Source organism: Streptococcus sp. HMSC076H09, assembly GCF_001811765.1.
Lineage (GTDB): Bacteria > Bacillota > Bacilli > Lactobacillales > Streptococcaceae > Streptococcus > Streptococcus agalactiae.
In genome coordinates this window covers 1-18,172 of the sequence record NZ_KV806609.1, presented here as the reverse complement: position 1 = coordinate 18,172, position 18,172 = coordinate 1, and the positions used below count along the sequence as shown (strand labels likewise).

14 protein-coding genes are annotated in these 18,172 nt (G+C 33.6%); all 14 read right to left on the bottom strand.

Features of this window, described 5'->3' with window-relative positions:
• Positions 1–4 precede the first annotated feature (4 nt).
• Positions 5–1,330, bottom strand: coding sequence for an accessory Sec system glycosylation chaperone GtfB (gene gtfB / locus HMPREF2818_RS06960; protein WP_000609047.1), 1,326 nt, complete (start codon positions 1,328–1,330; stop codon positions 5–7).
• Positions 1,323–2,831, bottom strand: coding sequence for an accessory Sec system glycosyltransferase GtfA (gene gtfA, locus HMPREF2818_RS06955; protein ID WP_000219534.1), 1,509 nt, complete (start codon positions 2,829–2,831; stop codon positions 1,323–1,325). Before gtfA ends, gtfB begins: the two co-directional genes overlap by 8 nt.
• 13 nt (positions 2,832–2,844) lie before the next feature.
• Positions 2,845–5,232, bottom strand: a complete 2,388-nt coding sequence (gene secA2, locus HMPREF2818_RS06950; protein WP_000123604.1) for an accessory Sec system translocase SecA2 — start codon at positions 5,230–5,232, stop codon at positions 2,845–2,847.
• A complete protein-coding gene (asp3, locus tag HMPREF2818_RS06945) occupies positions 5,219–6,211 on the bottom strand; it encodes an accessory Sec system protein Asp3 (RefSeq protein ID WP_000104404.1) in 993 nt (330 codons plus the stop codon). Before asp3 ends, secA2 begins: the two co-directional genes overlap by 14 nt.
• On the bottom strand, positions 6,208–7,767 hold the full coding sequence (gene asp2, locus HMPREF2818_RS06940; protein ID WP_000034864.1) for an accessory Sec system protein Asp2: 1,560 nt from the start codon (positions 7,765–7,767) through the stop codon (positions 6,208–6,210). The genes asp3 and asp2 overlap by 4 nt, the downstream gene beginning before the upstream one ends.
• Positions 7,768–7,773: 6 nt before the next feature.
• The gene (gene asp1, locus HMPREF2818_RS06935; RefSeq protein ID WP_000468348.1) at positions 7,774–9,318 is read right to left on the bottom strand and encodes an accessory Sec system protein Asp1; all 1,545 of its coding nucleotides are present in this window, start codon (positions 9,316–9,318) and stop codon (positions 7,774–7,776) included.
• Positions 9,318–10,547, bottom strand: coding sequence for an accessory Sec system protein translocase subunit SecY2 (secY2, locus tag HMPREF2818_RS06930; protein WP_000772257.1), 1,230 nt, complete (start codon positions 10,545–10,547; stop codon positions 9,318–9,320). The genes asp1 and secY2 overlap by 1 nt, the downstream gene beginning before the upstream one ends.
• Positions 10,548–10,670: 123 nt before the next feature.
• Positions 10,671–11,867: an SP_1767 family glycosyltransferase gene (locus HMPREF2818_RS06925; protein ID WP_001263850.1), complete on the bottom strand. Its 1,197-nt coding sequence runs from the start codon at positions 11,865–11,867 to the stop codon at positions 10,671–10,673.
• A gap of 60 nt (positions 11,868–11,927) precedes the next feature.
• Entirely contained in the window at positions 11,928–12,803 is an 876-nt protein-coding gene (locus HMPREF2818_RS06920) for a glycosyltransferase family 2 protein (protein ID WP_000130204.1), read from the bottom strand.
• Positions 12,796–13,980, bottom strand: coding sequence for a glycosyltransferase (locus tag HMPREF2818_RS06915; RefSeq protein ID WP_000795050.1), 1,185 nt, complete (start codon positions 13,978–13,980; stop codon positions 12,796–12,798). The genes HMPREF2818_RS06920 and HMPREF2818_RS06915 overlap by 8 nt, the downstream gene beginning before the upstream one ends.
• On the bottom strand, positions 13,970–15,211 hold the full coding sequence (locus tag HMPREF2818_RS06910) for a glycosyltransferase family 8 protein (protein WP_001865283.1): 1,242 nt from the start codon (positions 15,209–15,211) through the stop codon (positions 13,970–13,972). Before HMPREF2818_RS06910 ends, HMPREF2818_RS06915 begins: the two co-directional genes overlap by 11 nt.
• Positions 15,208–16,413 carry a glycosyltransferase family 8 protein gene (locus HMPREF2818_RS06905; RefSeq protein ID WP_000751408.1) on the bottom strand — a complete coding sequence of 402 codons (1,206 nt, stop codon included), beginning with the start codon at positions 16,411–16,413 and terminating at the stop codon, positions 15,208–15,210. Before HMPREF2818_RS06905 ends, HMPREF2818_RS06910 begins: the two co-directional genes overlap by 4 nt.
• Before the next feature lie 8 nt (positions 16,414–16,421).
• The gene (locus tag HMPREF2818_RS06900; RefSeq protein ID WP_001263776.1) at positions 16,422–17,429 is read right to left on the bottom strand and encodes a sugar transferase; all 1,008 of its coding nucleotides are present in this window, start codon (positions 17,427–17,429) and stop codon (positions 16,422–16,424) included.
• Positions 17,430–17,759: 330 nt separating this feature from the next.
• Positions 17,760–18,172 (bottom strand): LPXTG cell wall anchor domain-containing protein (locus tag HMPREF2818_RS10435; RefSeq protein ID WP_148130112.1); only part of this gene is annotated, 413 nt, incomplete at its 5' end.

Below are 18,172 nucleotides of genomic sequence, written 5' to 3'. Positions count from 1 at the left end.
CCCCTTAATTAATTACAGATTGATACTGAGTAGAGCTTGAAACATGACAATCTTCAAGCTGCTGTTTTAATGCTTTTTCTATATTACATTTATTGCCAATTAGTGGCTGCAAGTGCGAAATAAATGTAAAAATATCTTTTTTTGGAAAAATATTTTTAGGTGATACAAAACGAATTTGATGACTAGTCTCTTCGAAAGCAAAAATTAACTGTTGATGTTCAAAAGCAGAGCGAACTGCTGATAATATCTCATTATGATGATTAATATCAAGATAAAAAGCACAAATATTTGATAAATATTGTATTTGATTTGTTGTGATATTTGGGTAGAGTACAACATTATCATATTTGCCAAAATTCATGAGATCACTAGACATCTCGGTCAAAGCACCTATGTTAAAAGTCAAATTAGGAAGAGAAGTCACTAAACTTTCTAATGCTTCGATTTGATCAGAATTCGTCAAAATAAGAGCTTGGTTATGTAATTTTTCTGTCTCTTTAAGAGGATACATAAATCCTAAAAAGCTAACTTGTTTTTGTTCTTCGTCAGTTAATAACCTCATAGCATTAGCATAAGCTTCATAACTTTGAATTACAATTTTAGTGTTTGGGGAAGGATTGTTCAATAATAAGCGCATATTTCCTGGAATATCATCTACGAGAGGCTCCTGCCAAAAGAGAACATCTTTACTCTCTAGACGATTAAGGTAAAAGCTTACTAAAAATGGTGTTGACAGAGAATTATAGAAGATTCTATCTAAGTTAAATTTTGCTTCTTGAAGATAATTTATGACAAATTCAACTTTAGATTTAAAAACCTTAAACTGATTATTATCATTTAAAATATAATCCCCTGTCATATGGTTCTCTGATATAACCTCTTGCCTATCCTTATTATAATATGACGTCTGAATCGCTTGACCATCCGCGTTATAAAAGGTTTGTGCAAAACAGAACCCAAACTTATTAAAGCGATCTTTTAAAATGACTCTACCTTGCTCATCAAACCAGTCTACCTCTTTTATTAGACGCTTATGATTTGGGTTTGCATAAATAATTCTGCCCTTTTTGACACCTAAGTCAACAATATCAGCACCACTACTAAAACCAATAATTTCCCATGTATCAGTAACTCTAAGTTCATTGTAGTAAAGTGGGCGGCCAGCACCTGTCTTTGCAAAACCAGTGTAATATAAATAGGGTGATGTTACGTCGTCTGGTAAAAAACCATCATCATTCAAAGCTATAGTAGGGTTAATATAACCTGATTTTATCAAGGAAAAATGTAAATCCCAACTTGATTGAGTGTAACTATCAAATAAGTTAATCATCTTGTACCAACTCCTTAACTAAGTTATACCATTTTCCTTCTACTTCATTTGTTAAGAATCCTTCGGCAATGGCGTAAGAAGCTTCTCGTAAAGCCTTTTGATCCTGTTGGAATAATTGTAACACTTTCTCTTTAAAAGCTTCTACAATAGCTTCCTCATCATCCATATCAAATCGAGGAATTAGATAACCATTTTCTCCGTATTTGATAAAAGTTTGATTACCATAACGAACATCAAACCCAATCAAAGGAAGTCCTGCGCCAATAGCTTCAAGTAAAGTTAAGCCAAACCCCTCACTTTTAGAAGCTGTCAAATATAACTCATAATTTTGATAAACATTCGAGAGATTTTTATGTCCCATCAATCGAATGTATTCCGTTGCATTGGCTGCATTTATAATATTTCTAATTTTTTCTTCTTCTCCACCTGATCCATAGATATCAAAGGTCACTTCAGGAAGAATTTCTCTTATCCTAATAACTGCACGTACTAACCAATCTACATGTTTTTCACTAGCTAGGCGTGAAGCTGTCAAAATAGAGTACGGACGGCGATTGTCCATTGGCATTTTAAGATTGTCAATTGAGCCTACCGGGATAGTTATAATTCTAGGATTATGATTTGTAAATTGTTTAAATTGTTGTTCCAAAAGTTCTGTTTGTTTATCAGTGGAGGTAATAAAAAAATCAAATCTATTAGCGTTAGTAAACTGATAATCGTAATAGTTATTCCATAAAATAGTGTCAGCAGTCACAGCATTCTCACTAAAATGTTCCGCATGAACAACAGTCCCTAGCTTAGCGGGTTTACCATGGCGCAAAAGACTCTGAGCGGTATCAGTTCCTCTATCCAAAAGAATAATATCTTTTGAAGTGAAAGTCATTGATTCCAAAAAATAATCAAAAAAAGCTACTTTGGATGGTAAAAGTCTGCCATTGATAATAAAACGACTTGAGCTATTTTCTACCATCTCCAAAAAGGCTGTACTTTCATCTTCATTGTAGAATCTACGTTGATAAAGGTGAGCTACACCATCTTTAGGATAGTAATACTCTGAGAAAGTACGTGTATAACTATAATAATCTTTTCTGATAAGGTTGTTATTTGAAACGATTTCTACACGATGCACTTTATCCTTGTTAAAATTATCAAGGTAAACTGTTAAATAGATATTTTCATCTTCGTAGAAAAACTTGATTACCCGACCTTTATCTTCTTTTCGAACAAGTTTTCCAAGATATTGTTTTTGCAAATCTTCTATACTAAAAGTTGTCGGGGCAAGCTCAATATCTGAAAAAAAATTATATAACCAAATAATTTCTTTATCCTGAAAACCTATATTTCGCGTGAGGCTAATAATATTATCAGCTGAAAAAAAATCTGTAAAAATAAACTTAGCATCAATTCCAAGTTTTCTCAAAACAGAACCTCGGTATGCTTGAGCGTACTCAACACCGCTGCTTGCCCAACCAATTCCATGGTTTATATTATAAACTGTCATTATCTTTCATCTCTTATATAAAATAAATTTGAAGATCTCCATTCTCATTGAAGGATACTTCACTCAAAAGTAGATTTCTAAAAGTTTGTTCACGAATTTCTTTTTTCATGATATTGTAGGATTTATATGCTTCTTTATGATATTCGAAAACCGGGTTACGCTGTGCCGTTTGACGAGCTGTTGCCACAGTACGTAATTGTTGTAGATAATCTACTTCTTCAATCCAAGCTTCATCAATCGCTTTTAAAGCAGCAGTACGTTCAAAGTCACCAAAACTATCACCAAGCAAATTATGCTTTTCTCGAAGAATCTCATCGGCTATTTTGAATAAATAGTTTTTAATTTCTTCAAGTGACATCTCTTTAGAAATCCCTTGAAGATTGTAAGACATATTATCAAATATAAAACGATTTACTTCAAAAATGAGTTCTTCTTTTTCTACTTCACCATCTAAATAAGCAATGAAGGAAGAAATCACTGTATCAATAATCTGTCTTGGACTAAAATGTCCACTTTCTCCATTGATCAAAGCATTTCTCTCACGATAAACATACTCTCGCTGAAGCTGTACACTCGAATCAAACTCTATCGTTTGACTACGTGCAGACTCTCCCTTACCGTCACTAGCTTCCTGAGTTTGCTGGAATAACTTCTGAAATCTTCTCTGACCTAAGGCTTTAGGTTTTTCTGGATTAACTTTGTCACGATTTTTCCTAAAGTAATCTTGCGCCCATTTAGGACCTGATTCTATCATTAGATCATCTTCAAATGATACAAAAAATTGACTAAAACCAATATCGCCTTGTCGGCCCGAACGTCCCCTTAATTGTAAATCCATTCTTTGACTCTTCATTCTCTCCGTTCCAATAACTGCAAGACCACCTAATTCTGATACTCCCTTACCTAACTTAATATCTGTACCACGACCAGCCATATTCGTTGCAACAGTGACCGCACCTTTTTGCCCTGCTTCTGCAATCATCTGTGCTTCCTTAACCGCACTTTGAGCATTTAACAGGCTATGAGGGATACCACTTAGTAATAATAATTCTGAGAATAGCTCTGACATTCTCACAGAACCGGCAACTAGTAGGATTGGTTGTCCTGTATCATGAACCTGTTTAACAAATTCAATCGTTGCATGGATTTTCTCTGGTAAGGTTGTATAAATCTTATCAGGATAGTCAATTCGTCTAACAGGAGAATTAGTTGGAATTCTAACTACTTCCATATCATAGACCTCAATAAACTCTTTTTCAGCAGTTTTTCCAGTTCCTGTCATTCCAGCCAATTTAGTAAACATTCTAAAAAGATTTTGATAGGTAATGGAAGCCATTGCTCGAGACTCTGGTGTGACATTAAGATGCTCTTTTTGCTCAATAGCTTGATGAACACCTCCTTGAAGTTTAGTACCTTCTAAAACACGGCCATTAGTCGCATCTAGCAACTTGATTTCACCATCGTCAACCACATAATCTTTTCCTCGTTCAAATAATTTATGTGCTTTTAAAGATAAGTTCAAATGTCGCACAAGTTCTCGATTAGACTGTTTATAAAAATGAGGGATTCTAAAATATCTCTCAGCTTCACGAACACCCTGGTTTTTTATCCACACTTCCTGACGCTCTTTGTCAAAATAATAATCAACTTGTTCTTCAAAACTAAGAATTAGTTCATCTGCTATTTTATAGAGATTAGATTGTACTCGAGGTGAACCTGAAATAACTAAAGGAGTCTGGGCCATATCTAGAAGAACTGCATCAGCTTCATCTACAATAGCATAATGTAACTTGGGCATATATTTTTGAGATTTAGATGAAGCTAGGTTATCAATTAAATAATCAAAGCCTAGTGCACTACTTGTACTATAGACAATATCCGAACTATAAACAGCTCGCTTAGTCGCAGCATCTCTATCCTCTTCCTCATTATCAGAAACTCCCACACCGACACTCAATCCTAAAAAACGATATACTTTTCCCATTTCTTCCGCATCTCGAATAGCAAGGTAGGAATTATTAGTCAGCAACATTGCCCCCTTCCCTTCTAAAGCATTGAGATACAAAGGCATAGTGGCAGTTAATGTTTTTCCTTCACCAGTTTTCATCTCAGCAGTATTTCCTTGGTGCAGAACAAGACCACCGATTACCTGTACATCATACGGAAATAGACCTAATACGCGCTTATCAGCTTCCCTAACAACAGCAAAAGCTTCAGCACAAATATCATCTAGTGTTTCCCCATTAACTAAACGTTTTCTAAATTCAGTTGTCTTAGCTTGCAACTCCTCATTTGATAGTGTTGCCATTTGGCCCTTTAAACTATTGATAGTATTTAAAGTACGCTGAAGTTTTTTTAAACGTTTCTTATCTAACGAAAATAAACTATTAAAGGCTGTCATAATTGTCGTCCTGCTTTTTTAAAAGTGTGAGGTAAGGTAGATGTTCATTACCAGATAAGATCATTGATACTAAATTTAAAGAGGAATTTTCTGAAACCAATCCATAGTGCTTTACATTTGGAGACGTCTCTCTCGTATCCCAGACTTCTCTAAGAAATATTTGTTGTTTGGCAGTCAAGTGTGGTAAGGATTTAAGTAAAATTCCGAAAGGAGCAAAACAATCATTAATATAGGCAGTTATTCTGGGAAATTTTTTAGCATAATATAAAGCAGCAAAATTACCTTGTGTTCCATACGCAATGACATTAATCTTAATGTTAGGAAAAACTTTTAATGCATCTTCTAACCCCTTTTCCAACTCAGGTAATATCAAACTATCAGAATTTAATGAGGGATTGCTGACCAACTCGACTTTCTGTTGCAATTGAGAAATGCTTTCTATTTTATTAATATATACACTATCTTTTTTCTCGACCAAAAGAAGATTTAAAACGTCTTGATGTTCTTCAATAGTAAACTCTGTCGATAGATTTTTCTCCTGAATAACGCTATCTGTAACTTCCTCAAGTTTCAAATAATGAAAAGTAAAATCGCTACAACCTGCATTAATCAAACTAATGGTATAGGTATAAGCCTCTTTAGGATAGATAAAAATAATACTATCTTTTTTTAACAGTTCAAAACCAACAGACTCATTAAAGCGATTGTAAAATTCAATGCGAACAAAAAGAGAGCTAACTAAATCGAGTTCTGCATTTAATGACAAGCTATAACGAGTTCCCTTTCTTAGTAAAGGTAAGTTAGGAGAAATTCTTTTTGACTGATAATTAGTCTGGGAGCTCCATGTATACAAGTTTGTGCTAGAAGGAGCTAATGGATTTTCAAAGCATACTGATTTTCCTAAAAATTGTAATTTTGTTCCAAAATTATAAGAAAACCTTGAAAAATCATCCCAATAAATGTAGCTTATCGTACTCATTCTTCTTTCCTTCCAAAATCATTAGATAGCATTCGCCTATACTGACTTGTAAACCATGCACCAACTTCTGCAGAACAATCACCATGTCGGCCATCCCAACCTCTGCCTAATATCTTATGCTTCTTTCCTCTAAAATATTGCAATAAATCAGAAAAGGCAGTCGCATCATAGTCATCGTTTTTCATATAGGCTAAGGCAAAAGTCGTATTTGAAAAATCTCCTTCTTCTATAGATTTCCAAAAATAGTTATTTAACTTCTCAGAAGAGGAACTGGTCAAGTCACCTTGATTGAGTAGTTGAATATCTAATGAAGTAGCAAATCCATCTGGTCTCTCTAATCTTTCACGTTGAGCAACTGTTCCTAAATTAAATATTGGTTTACCAATAATAATAGCATGAGGATTTAGCTTAGCACCATGGTAAGTAGCACCATAAGTCCCCATTGAAAGTCCGGATAAAATTAACTGATCAGAACTAAAATTTAAAAAGGCCAGTTTTTCTTGAATAGCATCAACTATTTTTTGTTCATATTCTTTGCTTCCTATATAAAAGGCACCACCTTGTAATCGTGGATCACAAATTAACATGAATGGAGTCTTCATACTCTTCATCATCCAGAATCCCTCAAAGCCTTCAGCTGAACGAAATCCCGAAAAATAAACAGTTAGAGGTGGTTTGAAATCTACTGGATCAAAATAAGTCATAAATTCATGACCTATAGCATCTATGTGACGTTCTCCTCCTAGTAGAAATGTGCCCAATCCTCCTCTACCATTACGACGGTGCAATGGACCTAACTTAACGATACCCTTTCCCTTAGCAAAAAGTTTAACTGCAAGGCTACCACTAATATCGGACTCTAAAGAAATAAGTTGATTTAGGTCTTCCTTCTCAAAGTACCACTCTTTAGCAATATCATCAACAGAACCATCAACAATCAACGAGATAACCAATCGAATATCTATATCACCCTCTATAATGTGTTCTAAAAATAACTCATTATAAAAATCCGATGAAAATGGAATATTGTAAGCAAAATTAAGCAAAAAACTATAGTTCTCACCAAATTGCCCTTCTAATTCAAGATAGTTATTTCCCTGATAGTTTACTACACCTTCAAAATCATTTCTAATTTGTATTTGTGAAACTTGAAGTTTCTCTCCGTATTGTCCTATAAAAAGCCCTTTATAAAATTGACGAATTAGCTGATCTGGAGAGCTACTATCATATCGTTGGGCCATTTTCGAGCGTAAAAACTCTTCTGTTATCCCCGTAGCATGTTTATCTTTAGGATAAAATACTTCATAAACCTCAAAGAATGACGATAAACTAGATAACTCTGGTCCATAAGTTTGCTCTGTCAACAAAAGAGCAGATATTTTTCGAGGTAGTTTTTGCAATAACTTTGACGATGTAAGATAATTATTTTCTGTAGTTACAAAGTCAGAAATTTGATCTGGTTTAATAAAGAGCCATTCCATATTATTAGGGATATTCTCTTTAGTTGCCCAGTTCTCTTCACCAACTTGAAGAATTGTAAGTTTTATTTTTGACATATTTATTTAATAACTATTTATAATTCTTTCTACCAATTGACCACCTGTATAGTCATTGATTTTATCAATAGAATAAATTAAAGAACGGTTCCAATTAGTTAATTGTTCACAATAATAAGGAATTGCCTTTTCCAATTCTTGGATCTCTTCAATAACGTAACCGTTTTTCCTGTGTTCAACAAATTCTGTTAATATTGTATTTATCTGAGGGATACCTGAACTTATCCCTGCAATTTGCGTGTATAAGTCTGGTATTTTCGAGATATCAATAATCAAACGGACATACTCTAACCGGTTTATGATATCTGTTTCTGACAAAGGATGGGTAAAAGAAAGGCGTGTTTTTTCCTTTTCTACTTCATCAGATTGCATAAGAACTTGATTGGCATCATCGTCTGATAAACTAAAGAATTTCTGATCAAAAACTTTTGTTGCTTCTTTAAGGTAGTCATATGTCAATTGCCGACTTTCAAATTCTCGTTCGTAGCTGACAAATGTTACTTTTATATCATTATTTTTGAGCATAACCTTATATAAGGATGTTAAAGACTTTTGCAATTCTTTATGGGAAAGTCTATCTACGACAAAATATATTTCTAAATCTCTAACTTGATTACTTTTTCCCAAAGCTAAACGCGTATCAAAGGGAGAAACATGAACAACTGGTTTATCTATTTTTTCTTTCAATTGTGCAGCAATATCTAGTCTATCACAAATAATAGCGTCTGCTCGAGATAAGGAAGAGTAATCCTCCAATACATTGTGAGCATTATTCCTCTCCGAGAAAACAGATAATATTAAATTTCCTTTACTAGTGTTCCCAACAATAAATGCGTTATGAACTTGATTAAAGCTAACAATGATAGTATCTGATTTACTAACTTCTTTATGGAGATAGGTCAGATATTTCTCTCTAATCAACTCTTCAATATCGGAGTAAGATAACTTTAAAAAATGAATAGCTTTCTTAGGATTAATTTCAACATGGTGGTCACCTTCTCTTAGGTATTCTCTCATGATCCTTTCCCCTGATGGTGCTAAATAATCTTGATAGGCTTCACCACCATTATCATAATAGAGAATACTAGATAGAAATCCTCTATCATCAAAGAGGTATTTCTTAGCTATTTGTTCATTTGCAAAATAATCAATATGCGTTAAATTTCCTTCTTCACCAAATTGAACCTTAGCAATTAAATCTCCTGACTTTTTTACCAAAACTATAAACGGAGTATAGGTAAAGTCCACCCCTTCAGGCCAATTGAGTTGTCGGAAGTCAATCATTTGCTGTCTTACATTCCCAATTTCTTGAATATCATCAAAAACTGAATAATAACCTGATTCTAACAAGTCATAGCGATGTAAATAATAACGTAAATTGGGCATATAGTTTAAGACAACTAATCTACTCTCTTTTCCAGCATAATCAAACATCTTCATTTGGTTGATAGTATCATCAAAACCGACATTAGTCGGCTTGAAATACCACAAGTAATTATTATCATACCAAGTACGATTTTCATTATACCAAGATGGAATAAAATGAAACATTAATTCTCCTCATTTTCAAATACAGAAGTGTATTGTTTACGAATACGAATAACTTGGAATTCATCCAATATCATAAATGACATCCCTGTGATCATCATAAAAATCCCTGTCATAGATGAAACTGTCCTAAGATCATCATTTCCAAGAGCAAATAATAATGGTACCCCTCCTAAGAAAGCCATGAAAAAACCACTAAAAGTTCCAAATAAATAACAGATTTTCGATAAATAACTTTGTGTTTCTTTACCAGGTCTATAATTAGGAATAAAATCACCACTTTCTCGCATTGCCTCAGAAATTTTAGTCGGATCGATATTCACAAAAGTAAATGCAACTGATAAAACAAGCATTAAAATCATATAAATAACCACTCCCTGAATAGAAGATAAACTAAAATAGTCATTGTATGATGTGATATCTGGATTAGTTGGGAAAATACTTCTTAGTAAAATAATAATATACTGGGGGAACATTAGTAAGGTATAAACATACATAAATGCCATCCCCCCCGAAGCATTTACTTTTATTGGCATGTAGGCATCATCAACGAGACGATTATGGATTGAAGTACGCATTACTGGTATACGATATTCTGAACGTTCAAAAGTTATCATTAAGTACATTGCTACTAGTGTCCACAAAAGAAATAAGATGATAGCAAGTTGATAACCATCTTGGAATAATTCAAAAATAAGAGGAATATTATTAAATTGCCCAACAAGCATACCTACCACCACTAAAATAGTCATTCCACCAAACCCGTATTCCGCATTTAGATTACCAATCCAGGAAATAATATATGCACCAGTCACAAGTATCATTGTCGCGAGTAATAATTTGGTCAGAGAAAAACCATTATGATATTGAAAAGATATGGCTATGGCTAGCCCTTGAATAATTGCTATGACAAGCATCACCACATTTTGGCGAAACTGTTGAACTTTTTGAGATACTCCACTAGAGTATTTACCAATCGTAAATAGTCTTAGTAAAATCATTGTGGTCATCATAGGACCAATACCCAATGAAAAGACCCCAACCTGAGACAAATTACCACCAGTTACTGTTGAATAAAGCGTCGCAAAGTTATTGTCTTGTCCCTTATAAGCAGAAATCAAGACACCAGGTATTGGAACATAGCGACCAAGTAAAAAAATGATTATTAATGAAAATGTTATCAATATTTTACGAAGAATAATATTTTTTTCAAAAATATATAGTAATTTCAATGGAATTTCTCTTTCTCTATCAATTTGTTCTCTTCAAGATAAGTAACTTTATATCGTCAACTTCGTTAATTTTAAAATCAAGAAAATTGATTTCAATATTCAAGTAACCATTACTCTTCTTGACTATCTATTTTGTTTAATAGTGTCACACAAATATTCAAAATCATCCATGGTTCGCTCAAAAGAAATATATTGATTATCTTTTCTTGCCCGTCTGATTCCATATATAGTTTTACCCTCAGTTATACATCTATCAACAACATTCCAAACTTCTTCACCATGATTAATATCTAAATATATATCGCTATTTAATAGGAGTACTTCGAATTGCTCTTCAGTAATAGCTTCATGTAGGTAATAATTTGGATAACCTACTAACTGCTTAAGTCTATCCGAACAATAAACTGGGGCAGCAATATGAAAATCAGTATTAGGACATCTTTGTAATAAATGTTCTAGCTCCCATATATCATCTGTTAACGTCACTGTCAAAGCGTACTGTCTATCTGATGTACCAATTTTTGATACAATTTGATTTTCGTAACTATTGTCTTCTATTAAAGTAATATCTTCGTCAAAATTATGTTCTGCCGTATGTTTATGAGAAAGTTTCACCTTAGAAACTGCTCCCATCTTAAACCACTCATATTCTGAATCGATATGACCTAAATCAATAGCTTGATGTCCTAGCTGCGATAAATCTTCAGCTAATAGCTTTGCAGTTGGACCAAGCATAAGTAAAATTAGCTTACCTCTACTATGTTCAAGTATAGTTTCCTTGATTTCATAAAAAGATGAAAATGCATCTTTCGAAGGACAAATGATACGCGAAATAGTATTGGCATCATTAAATAAGTCATTGCCAACGCCTGAACGAGAAGTCTCACCCTCGACAATTAAAATATCTTTATTTTTCCATAATGCTTTTAGCTGTTCAAAGTACGTTACTGACAAACTCTTATCCAGTAAATCCATATAGGGTCTAGAAATAAAAGTTGAACCATACCATTCAGCCTGACAATTTTTTTGGTACAAATCATTATACTGATATAGATGATCCCTCCAAAATTGTTGTGAAAAATCGTTGTATCTACCTAAATTATCAAAAACATCACTTACACAGATAACTAACTTCTCATTACTCTGTCGATTTAATAAACGTTCTAATCGCTTAGCAAGTTCAGAATCATAAACCTGGTAAGGAATAGAATTCCCCGCAATAATATCAATTTCTCCATCACCAAAACGCGCTACCGAAGCGGTATGTTTAGAAATATAATCTAAAGTTTCCGAAATTGTTTTTACTTTAATAACTCTCATAACTATTAATTCTTTTCAACTCTCTTTGCAAGATTACGACAAATAAAATGGTATTTACTGTTACCTTGATAACCGATTTGATATCACTTTATATATTATTGTTTTCTGTAAATTTTCTTGTTCTAAGCGCTGTTTATAGTCACGCATTAACCAAAAATATCTCTCTACAGTTGCAGTTGAATCCAATCCTGATAGTATAATCTCCGACAATTTACTATCAAAAATATAAATAAGATCCTCTGCTCTTTTGGATGAAAACGCCGATGTCATAATGCTATTTGGACGAATTCTATAGCCATAATAGCTTCCATTAACTAAAATTGTTTTTTTACTTTTTATAAAAAGTAAAACACTTACCAACTCATCTTCAAATACTTTATCTATTGGGAAGGTGATGGTATCAAATAGTTCTCTTCGATATAATTTCCCCCAAATAACGATGAATACTGAACTATTTAAATGCCAATGCACTTGTCTATCAATAGCTGTTTGAGCAGAGATTTCTTCGATAACAAAATCTTTGTCAGTGATGTAGTAACCAAAAATATCTTCTGTTTCTCTGTAGATATAGTAATTACTGATAACAATATCAGCATTATATTTTTCTTGCTGAGCTAGCAGTACTTCCAAATAATTTTCCTTTACCCAATCGTCCGAATCAACAAACGTAACAAATTGGCTCTCTGGACTAATTCGTGCTAATCCAAAGTTTCTAGCTTTAGAAGCACCGCCATTTTCGATATGGAAAACTCTAATACGGTTATCTCTTAGGGATAATTGATCGCAGATACTAGCAGATGTATCTGTAGAACCGTCATCTATCAGTAGAATTTCAAAAACTTGGTATGTTTGTCCTAAAATGGTATTTACACACCCCTCTAAATATGGTGCTGCATTATAGACTGGAATAATAACAGAAACTAATTTATCAGTCACTATTGCCTCCATTTTTACATAAAAACTGTCGCATATCCTCCAAATTAATAAAGCAATGACTTAACTCCCTATATTCAAATGTCACTGCTTCATTAAAACTCAATATCGGAATTGATTTCTCAATAGCTTTTTGACAAAATTGTATTTCCTTCCAAGAAGTTGAGATATCAAGGTAATAATTTGCTTTAGTCATTAGTTGTTCAAAAAGTGGGCTGGTTATTGAAGGATACAGACGAACGTTAGAGTTTGTGGCTAACTTAAGTAATCTTGGGCCAAAAGAGGTCCAAGCAGCTATATGGAAGCAACTATTGGGGAATAGTTCAACCAATTCTTCAATATAAAGCAAATCCACGGACGTTGTGAAAGTAAAGAAGTGTTTTTCAAATGTTGGCTCAGGTAACAGATACGTTTCAAAATTAAACACCTCATTCCAATCTAGTTGCTCATATTGCCACCATGTCTCCCTAAACCTTGAAGAAGAAAAAGTATTCCATGGTTTATCATGAGTACAGTAATGGATAATAGTAGGCGATTCAAAGTTACGATCAAAATACCCTTGCCAATTTTCATAAAAGGCACCTAAATCATTTCCAACTTGAGCATTATACTTATCTTCTAACTTAAGCCAATTATTATCAAAAAGAAGATTGAGAACCCCTTGGTCTCCAAAAATTCCATTATCCAATTCTCGTTCTGTTATTTCCAGAAGTTTTTCTGTTACTCGATATCTCATCCAGTAAAGCGAGTTTATTAGCATAACACCTGAGTTAAAATGAATACCGTCTCCATCTAAGATAGCTGCTATCGGGTAGTCCCCTAATTCTATCTCAAACAACTTATCTAAGTTATCAACAACCAAAGTATCAATATCTAAATAAAGAACTTTCTCTGCATCAATCAGTTGCGGAATGTAGTACCTTGCATAAGCCATATAGGTAATATGGGCACGGGGCGTTTTAAATTCCTTAAAAGTATCATCAAAGAGTTTTATATCAAAAATACAACTATGACTATTTAATAAACGTCTTTGAATATTTCTAAACCATTCTGAAGCTATATCTTGATTTAAAATATAAATACTTACTCTATCATTGTGACATAAAATCGATTTTATAACTGTTTGGATCTGATTTAAAGATTTATTATCACCTGCCAAACAAATAACGTTATTTTTCACAATATTCCTTTCTAATATGTTCTTTAAATCGTTCATTCTTTAAATAATCAATAATATCCGTAACTCTCTCAAATTGTTTGCCTTGACCATGATAAGTTGTAGAAAGGGATAAAATATCTTTACCTAATTTCTTCACTTGCTCCAGAACCTGAGTATCTGCATCACCATGATTAATATCAAGGTAAATATCTGAATTTTCAACTAGCTCATTTAATTTGAAACGATAAACAAGTGGATAAAGTTTTATATTTGAATGCATTTCCAATTGTTTCAATTTTTCTGAAATTTGAGTATAGGCAGCAATATGAAATTGCCAGTTTGGTAAATCCTTAGCCAACCTCTCAATTCCTTCAATTGAATCTGAGTAAGTAAAAATGAAAGCTCGATGGATAGGTTGTAACACTTTCTTCAATGAAACATCTACACCATCATTGACTTGCCATCTTGTAAAAATATCGCGCCATTCAAGTCTATTATATTCCCACCATATATCGCGCCAACGAACAGATGTTTCAAGGTATTTCCATGGTTTTGTCGCTGTATAATGAATAACTTTAGGTAAATCTTTCCTGCGATTTAATTGACGTTCAGACTGTTGGAATAGGTTATATAACATATCTGCTCCTGTATGATAGTTATAAGTTTCATCAAGTTCTAGCCAATTATCGCACAGTACATCATTCAAAACATCCTGGTCATGATATTGAAGAGCCCCTTGGTTTTCTCTAGTATAATCTAACAGTCGCTGACTAATCCCTTGTTCTCGCCAAAAAATATTATTAATTAATAGCAAACCTGAATTAAAATAATCTTCTTTACCATCATATTCTTCGAGCAAATCATCTCGAACAGCCGCTACACCATATTTTGAAATATCAAGAGTAAATATCGATGTTAAATCACTGGTGATAATCATATCACAGTCTAAATATAGTACCTTATCTTCATGAATAACTTCAGGTATAAAGTATCGAAAGTAAGTAGGGTAGGGCATCGGTTTTTGAAATTTAAAATGTTTAATTTCTTCATTAAAAATTTTAGTGTTAGATATTGTGCAATCCATTTTAGATAAATGATATTCCATCATTTGAAACCATTCAACTGGAAAATCGTCATTTAAGATATAAAAATCAATAAATTGATTATGAAAGCATATTGATTTAATTATAGTCTTAACTTGCTCTTGATAGCCAAAATCTGCCGCTAACGCGATAGCTTTTCTATTTTTCATCTAAGAGGACCTACTTCCCTTATTCTTTTAACCATCAATTCAGGCATTGTTTCTGAGATAACTTCTATATTTTTTGTCGTATGTGCTGTAGAATCAAAGGCTAAAATCGGTTTATTCTCTTCTTTTATTTTATCTAGAATACCTTCTACTTCGTAAGAATGATTAATATCCAAGTACACATCACAGTTACGTATAAGCTCTTCCAAGATAGGGTTGATAACTAATTTATAAACTTTAATATTGCTATAAGTTTCTAGATTAGCTAATTTCTCTGAAATATCACTACGTGCTGCAATATGAAACTGATAATCTGGTAGAGCTTTTGCAAGTACTTCAATATGTTCTAATGTATCTGAGGCTGTTAATGTAAATAAATTCAGTGTTTTACCTGTTAACCTGTTCAAATTTTTTTGTTGTTGAGCATAAATAACTGACCATTCTAAACCAAAATAATACCACCATTCTGAACGGTATCGCGATTGACTATATTTATTCCACGGTTTATCTTGACTATTATAATGAACAATAACAGGTTCGCAATCATCATAAAAATGATACAAATCTGGTCGCCCATATGCATTAATATTGACATCTTGACCAATCTGAACATTATATTGTTTACCGATATCTATCCAACGATTCTGAGTCAAAATATTAAGGTATTCTTGATCTCCTACCCCAACAGCAGAACCCTTATCAGCAATCCTCATAAGGCTATTATAAATTTCTTCTTTTTTCCATAATGAATTATTGATTAGCATAACACCTGAATTAAAACTAACTGGTGCTGTATCTCCATAGTAAAGCGTTGAAAAATGATCTGCTACAGCTCCTAATAAATTCTCTTCAAGGTTTATGTCAAATAGGGGATCCAAAGAACCCCTAACTATTACATCACTATCTAAATATAAAACTATCTCTTCTTCAAGGTGAATTGGAATAAACCATCTGAAAAATCCCGCCACACTGATATGGCTCAGGGTAGGTATCCCCTCAAAGACATCTGAACTTATGGGAATATTTTTTACTCTACAGTCAAACTGTTCTAAAGAATGGTTAAGGATATTAAACCATTCTACGGGAAAATCTGTGTTAATGATATAAATAGTTAAATGTTGATTATGACTAACAATAGATTTTATAGTTGTCATAACTTGATCACGATATTGGAAATCTGCACCTAAAACAATTGTTTTCTTCATCGCTACCCCTATCTATAAAGCATATGCACAGCATCTATCAACAATTTTTTAGTGATATAACCATTTCGCAAGAGAGTTGCTATCTTCTCAACATTTTCCACATAGCTGTCATAAGTCTCTTTTTCCATATTATTAATTTTTTCAACAGCTTCTTCTAGCGTTTCAACTGTAAATCCTAATCCGTGTTGTTTGATAAAGTCTCTACTTGAAATATCATGGTTAGCAATAATTGGAAGTCCAGCAGCCAAGAAAGTAGATAATTTATACGAGGCATTCATCCTCGAATAACGACGCTCGACTAACTCCTCTCTATCTTCACTCCAACACAGGCCAAATCCTCCCCGCTTAGAAAGACTTAGCATCAATTCTACATCATCTTTCCATCCCTGAGCATGAACATTTGCCTCAGAATTGAGTCTGCTTCCGTCTCCATAATAGATGAGCGGGATATTTTCCTTCCAGTCATTGACAAAGGGAAAGCGTTGAATATCGCCTGCAAAACTAAGGACTTTTTGACATTCTGGACGAGGGAGGTCTATATTAACTGGATGATCCCATACTTCTTGATAAAGAACTTTAGAGGTAGTCATCCCTTTTTCAATTAGATAATCATGCATCGCTTTTGTAGGTAGAATAACAACATCCGAACGATTATACATGTCAATTACTCTATCTAATAAATAAAAATTAGACTCAAACATTAAGGGAACAATATCATGTACAAAAGTTATAATTCTAGCACCGTATGCCTGTAATTTATCTAGAAAAAGTTCATCAAATTCTGTTGAATTCCATGTAGGTACTTGAAAAACAACAATATCCCCTCTGCCTAATCCCGCAATGATACCATCCATCCTAGTACTTCTTTCACCATGCGTTTCAGCATGATCATTATAAAAGTAGATTCCCATTTCATCATAACCAAGTTGACGTCCGACATCCTTAACTAGTTTTTGTGATATAAGGGCAATGCTACGCGGTGACTGCCCATATATACTTGTAATATGTACTCGCATTTTAGTTAATCTCTCTTTAAAACTCTCTCTTATCCAGACCATATCATACCAGTTAAATAATAGTTTTATTAACACTCATTGTACTAAAATGATCCAAAGCTTTTTTACATTATTTTTGAGTTTATCGTAATTGATAAACTTATTTTCAGAAATAAATTCCACTTCTTAATTTTATCATATTTTAGCAGAAAAACATTGCTTGTCACTTGATAAATATAGATTTACAAGGCTTTTTACAAACTTCTACAACAAAAAGGCATATCTCTCTAAAAATATTAAGAGATATGCCTTTTACCATGTCATTTAGTACTTTAAGAATTCAAAGTAGGTTTAGTCTTTATCTTTTTTAGATTTTTTTCGTCCCAAAAGGGTTGCACCAGTCATTAAACCTAAACCTAAGGCAGTAGCAGTTACAGAATAATCTTGGTCACCCGTAGAAGGTAAGGCAGAATACACCTTCTCTTTTGATGAATTAGAAGTCACTGAGCTTGAAGAACTTGTGGAAGCGCTGGTACTTGCTGATGTCGATGCACTCGTTGAGACGCTGGTGCTGGCTGACATTGACGCACTCGTTGAGGCGCTAGTGCTGGCTGACGTCGACGCACTCATGGAAGCACTTGTGCTGGCTGACATTGACGCACTCGTTGAGGCGCTAGTGCTGGCTGACATTGACGCACTCGTTGAAGCGCTGGTGCTGGCTAACGTCGACGCACTCATTGAAGCGCTAGTGCTGGCTGACATCG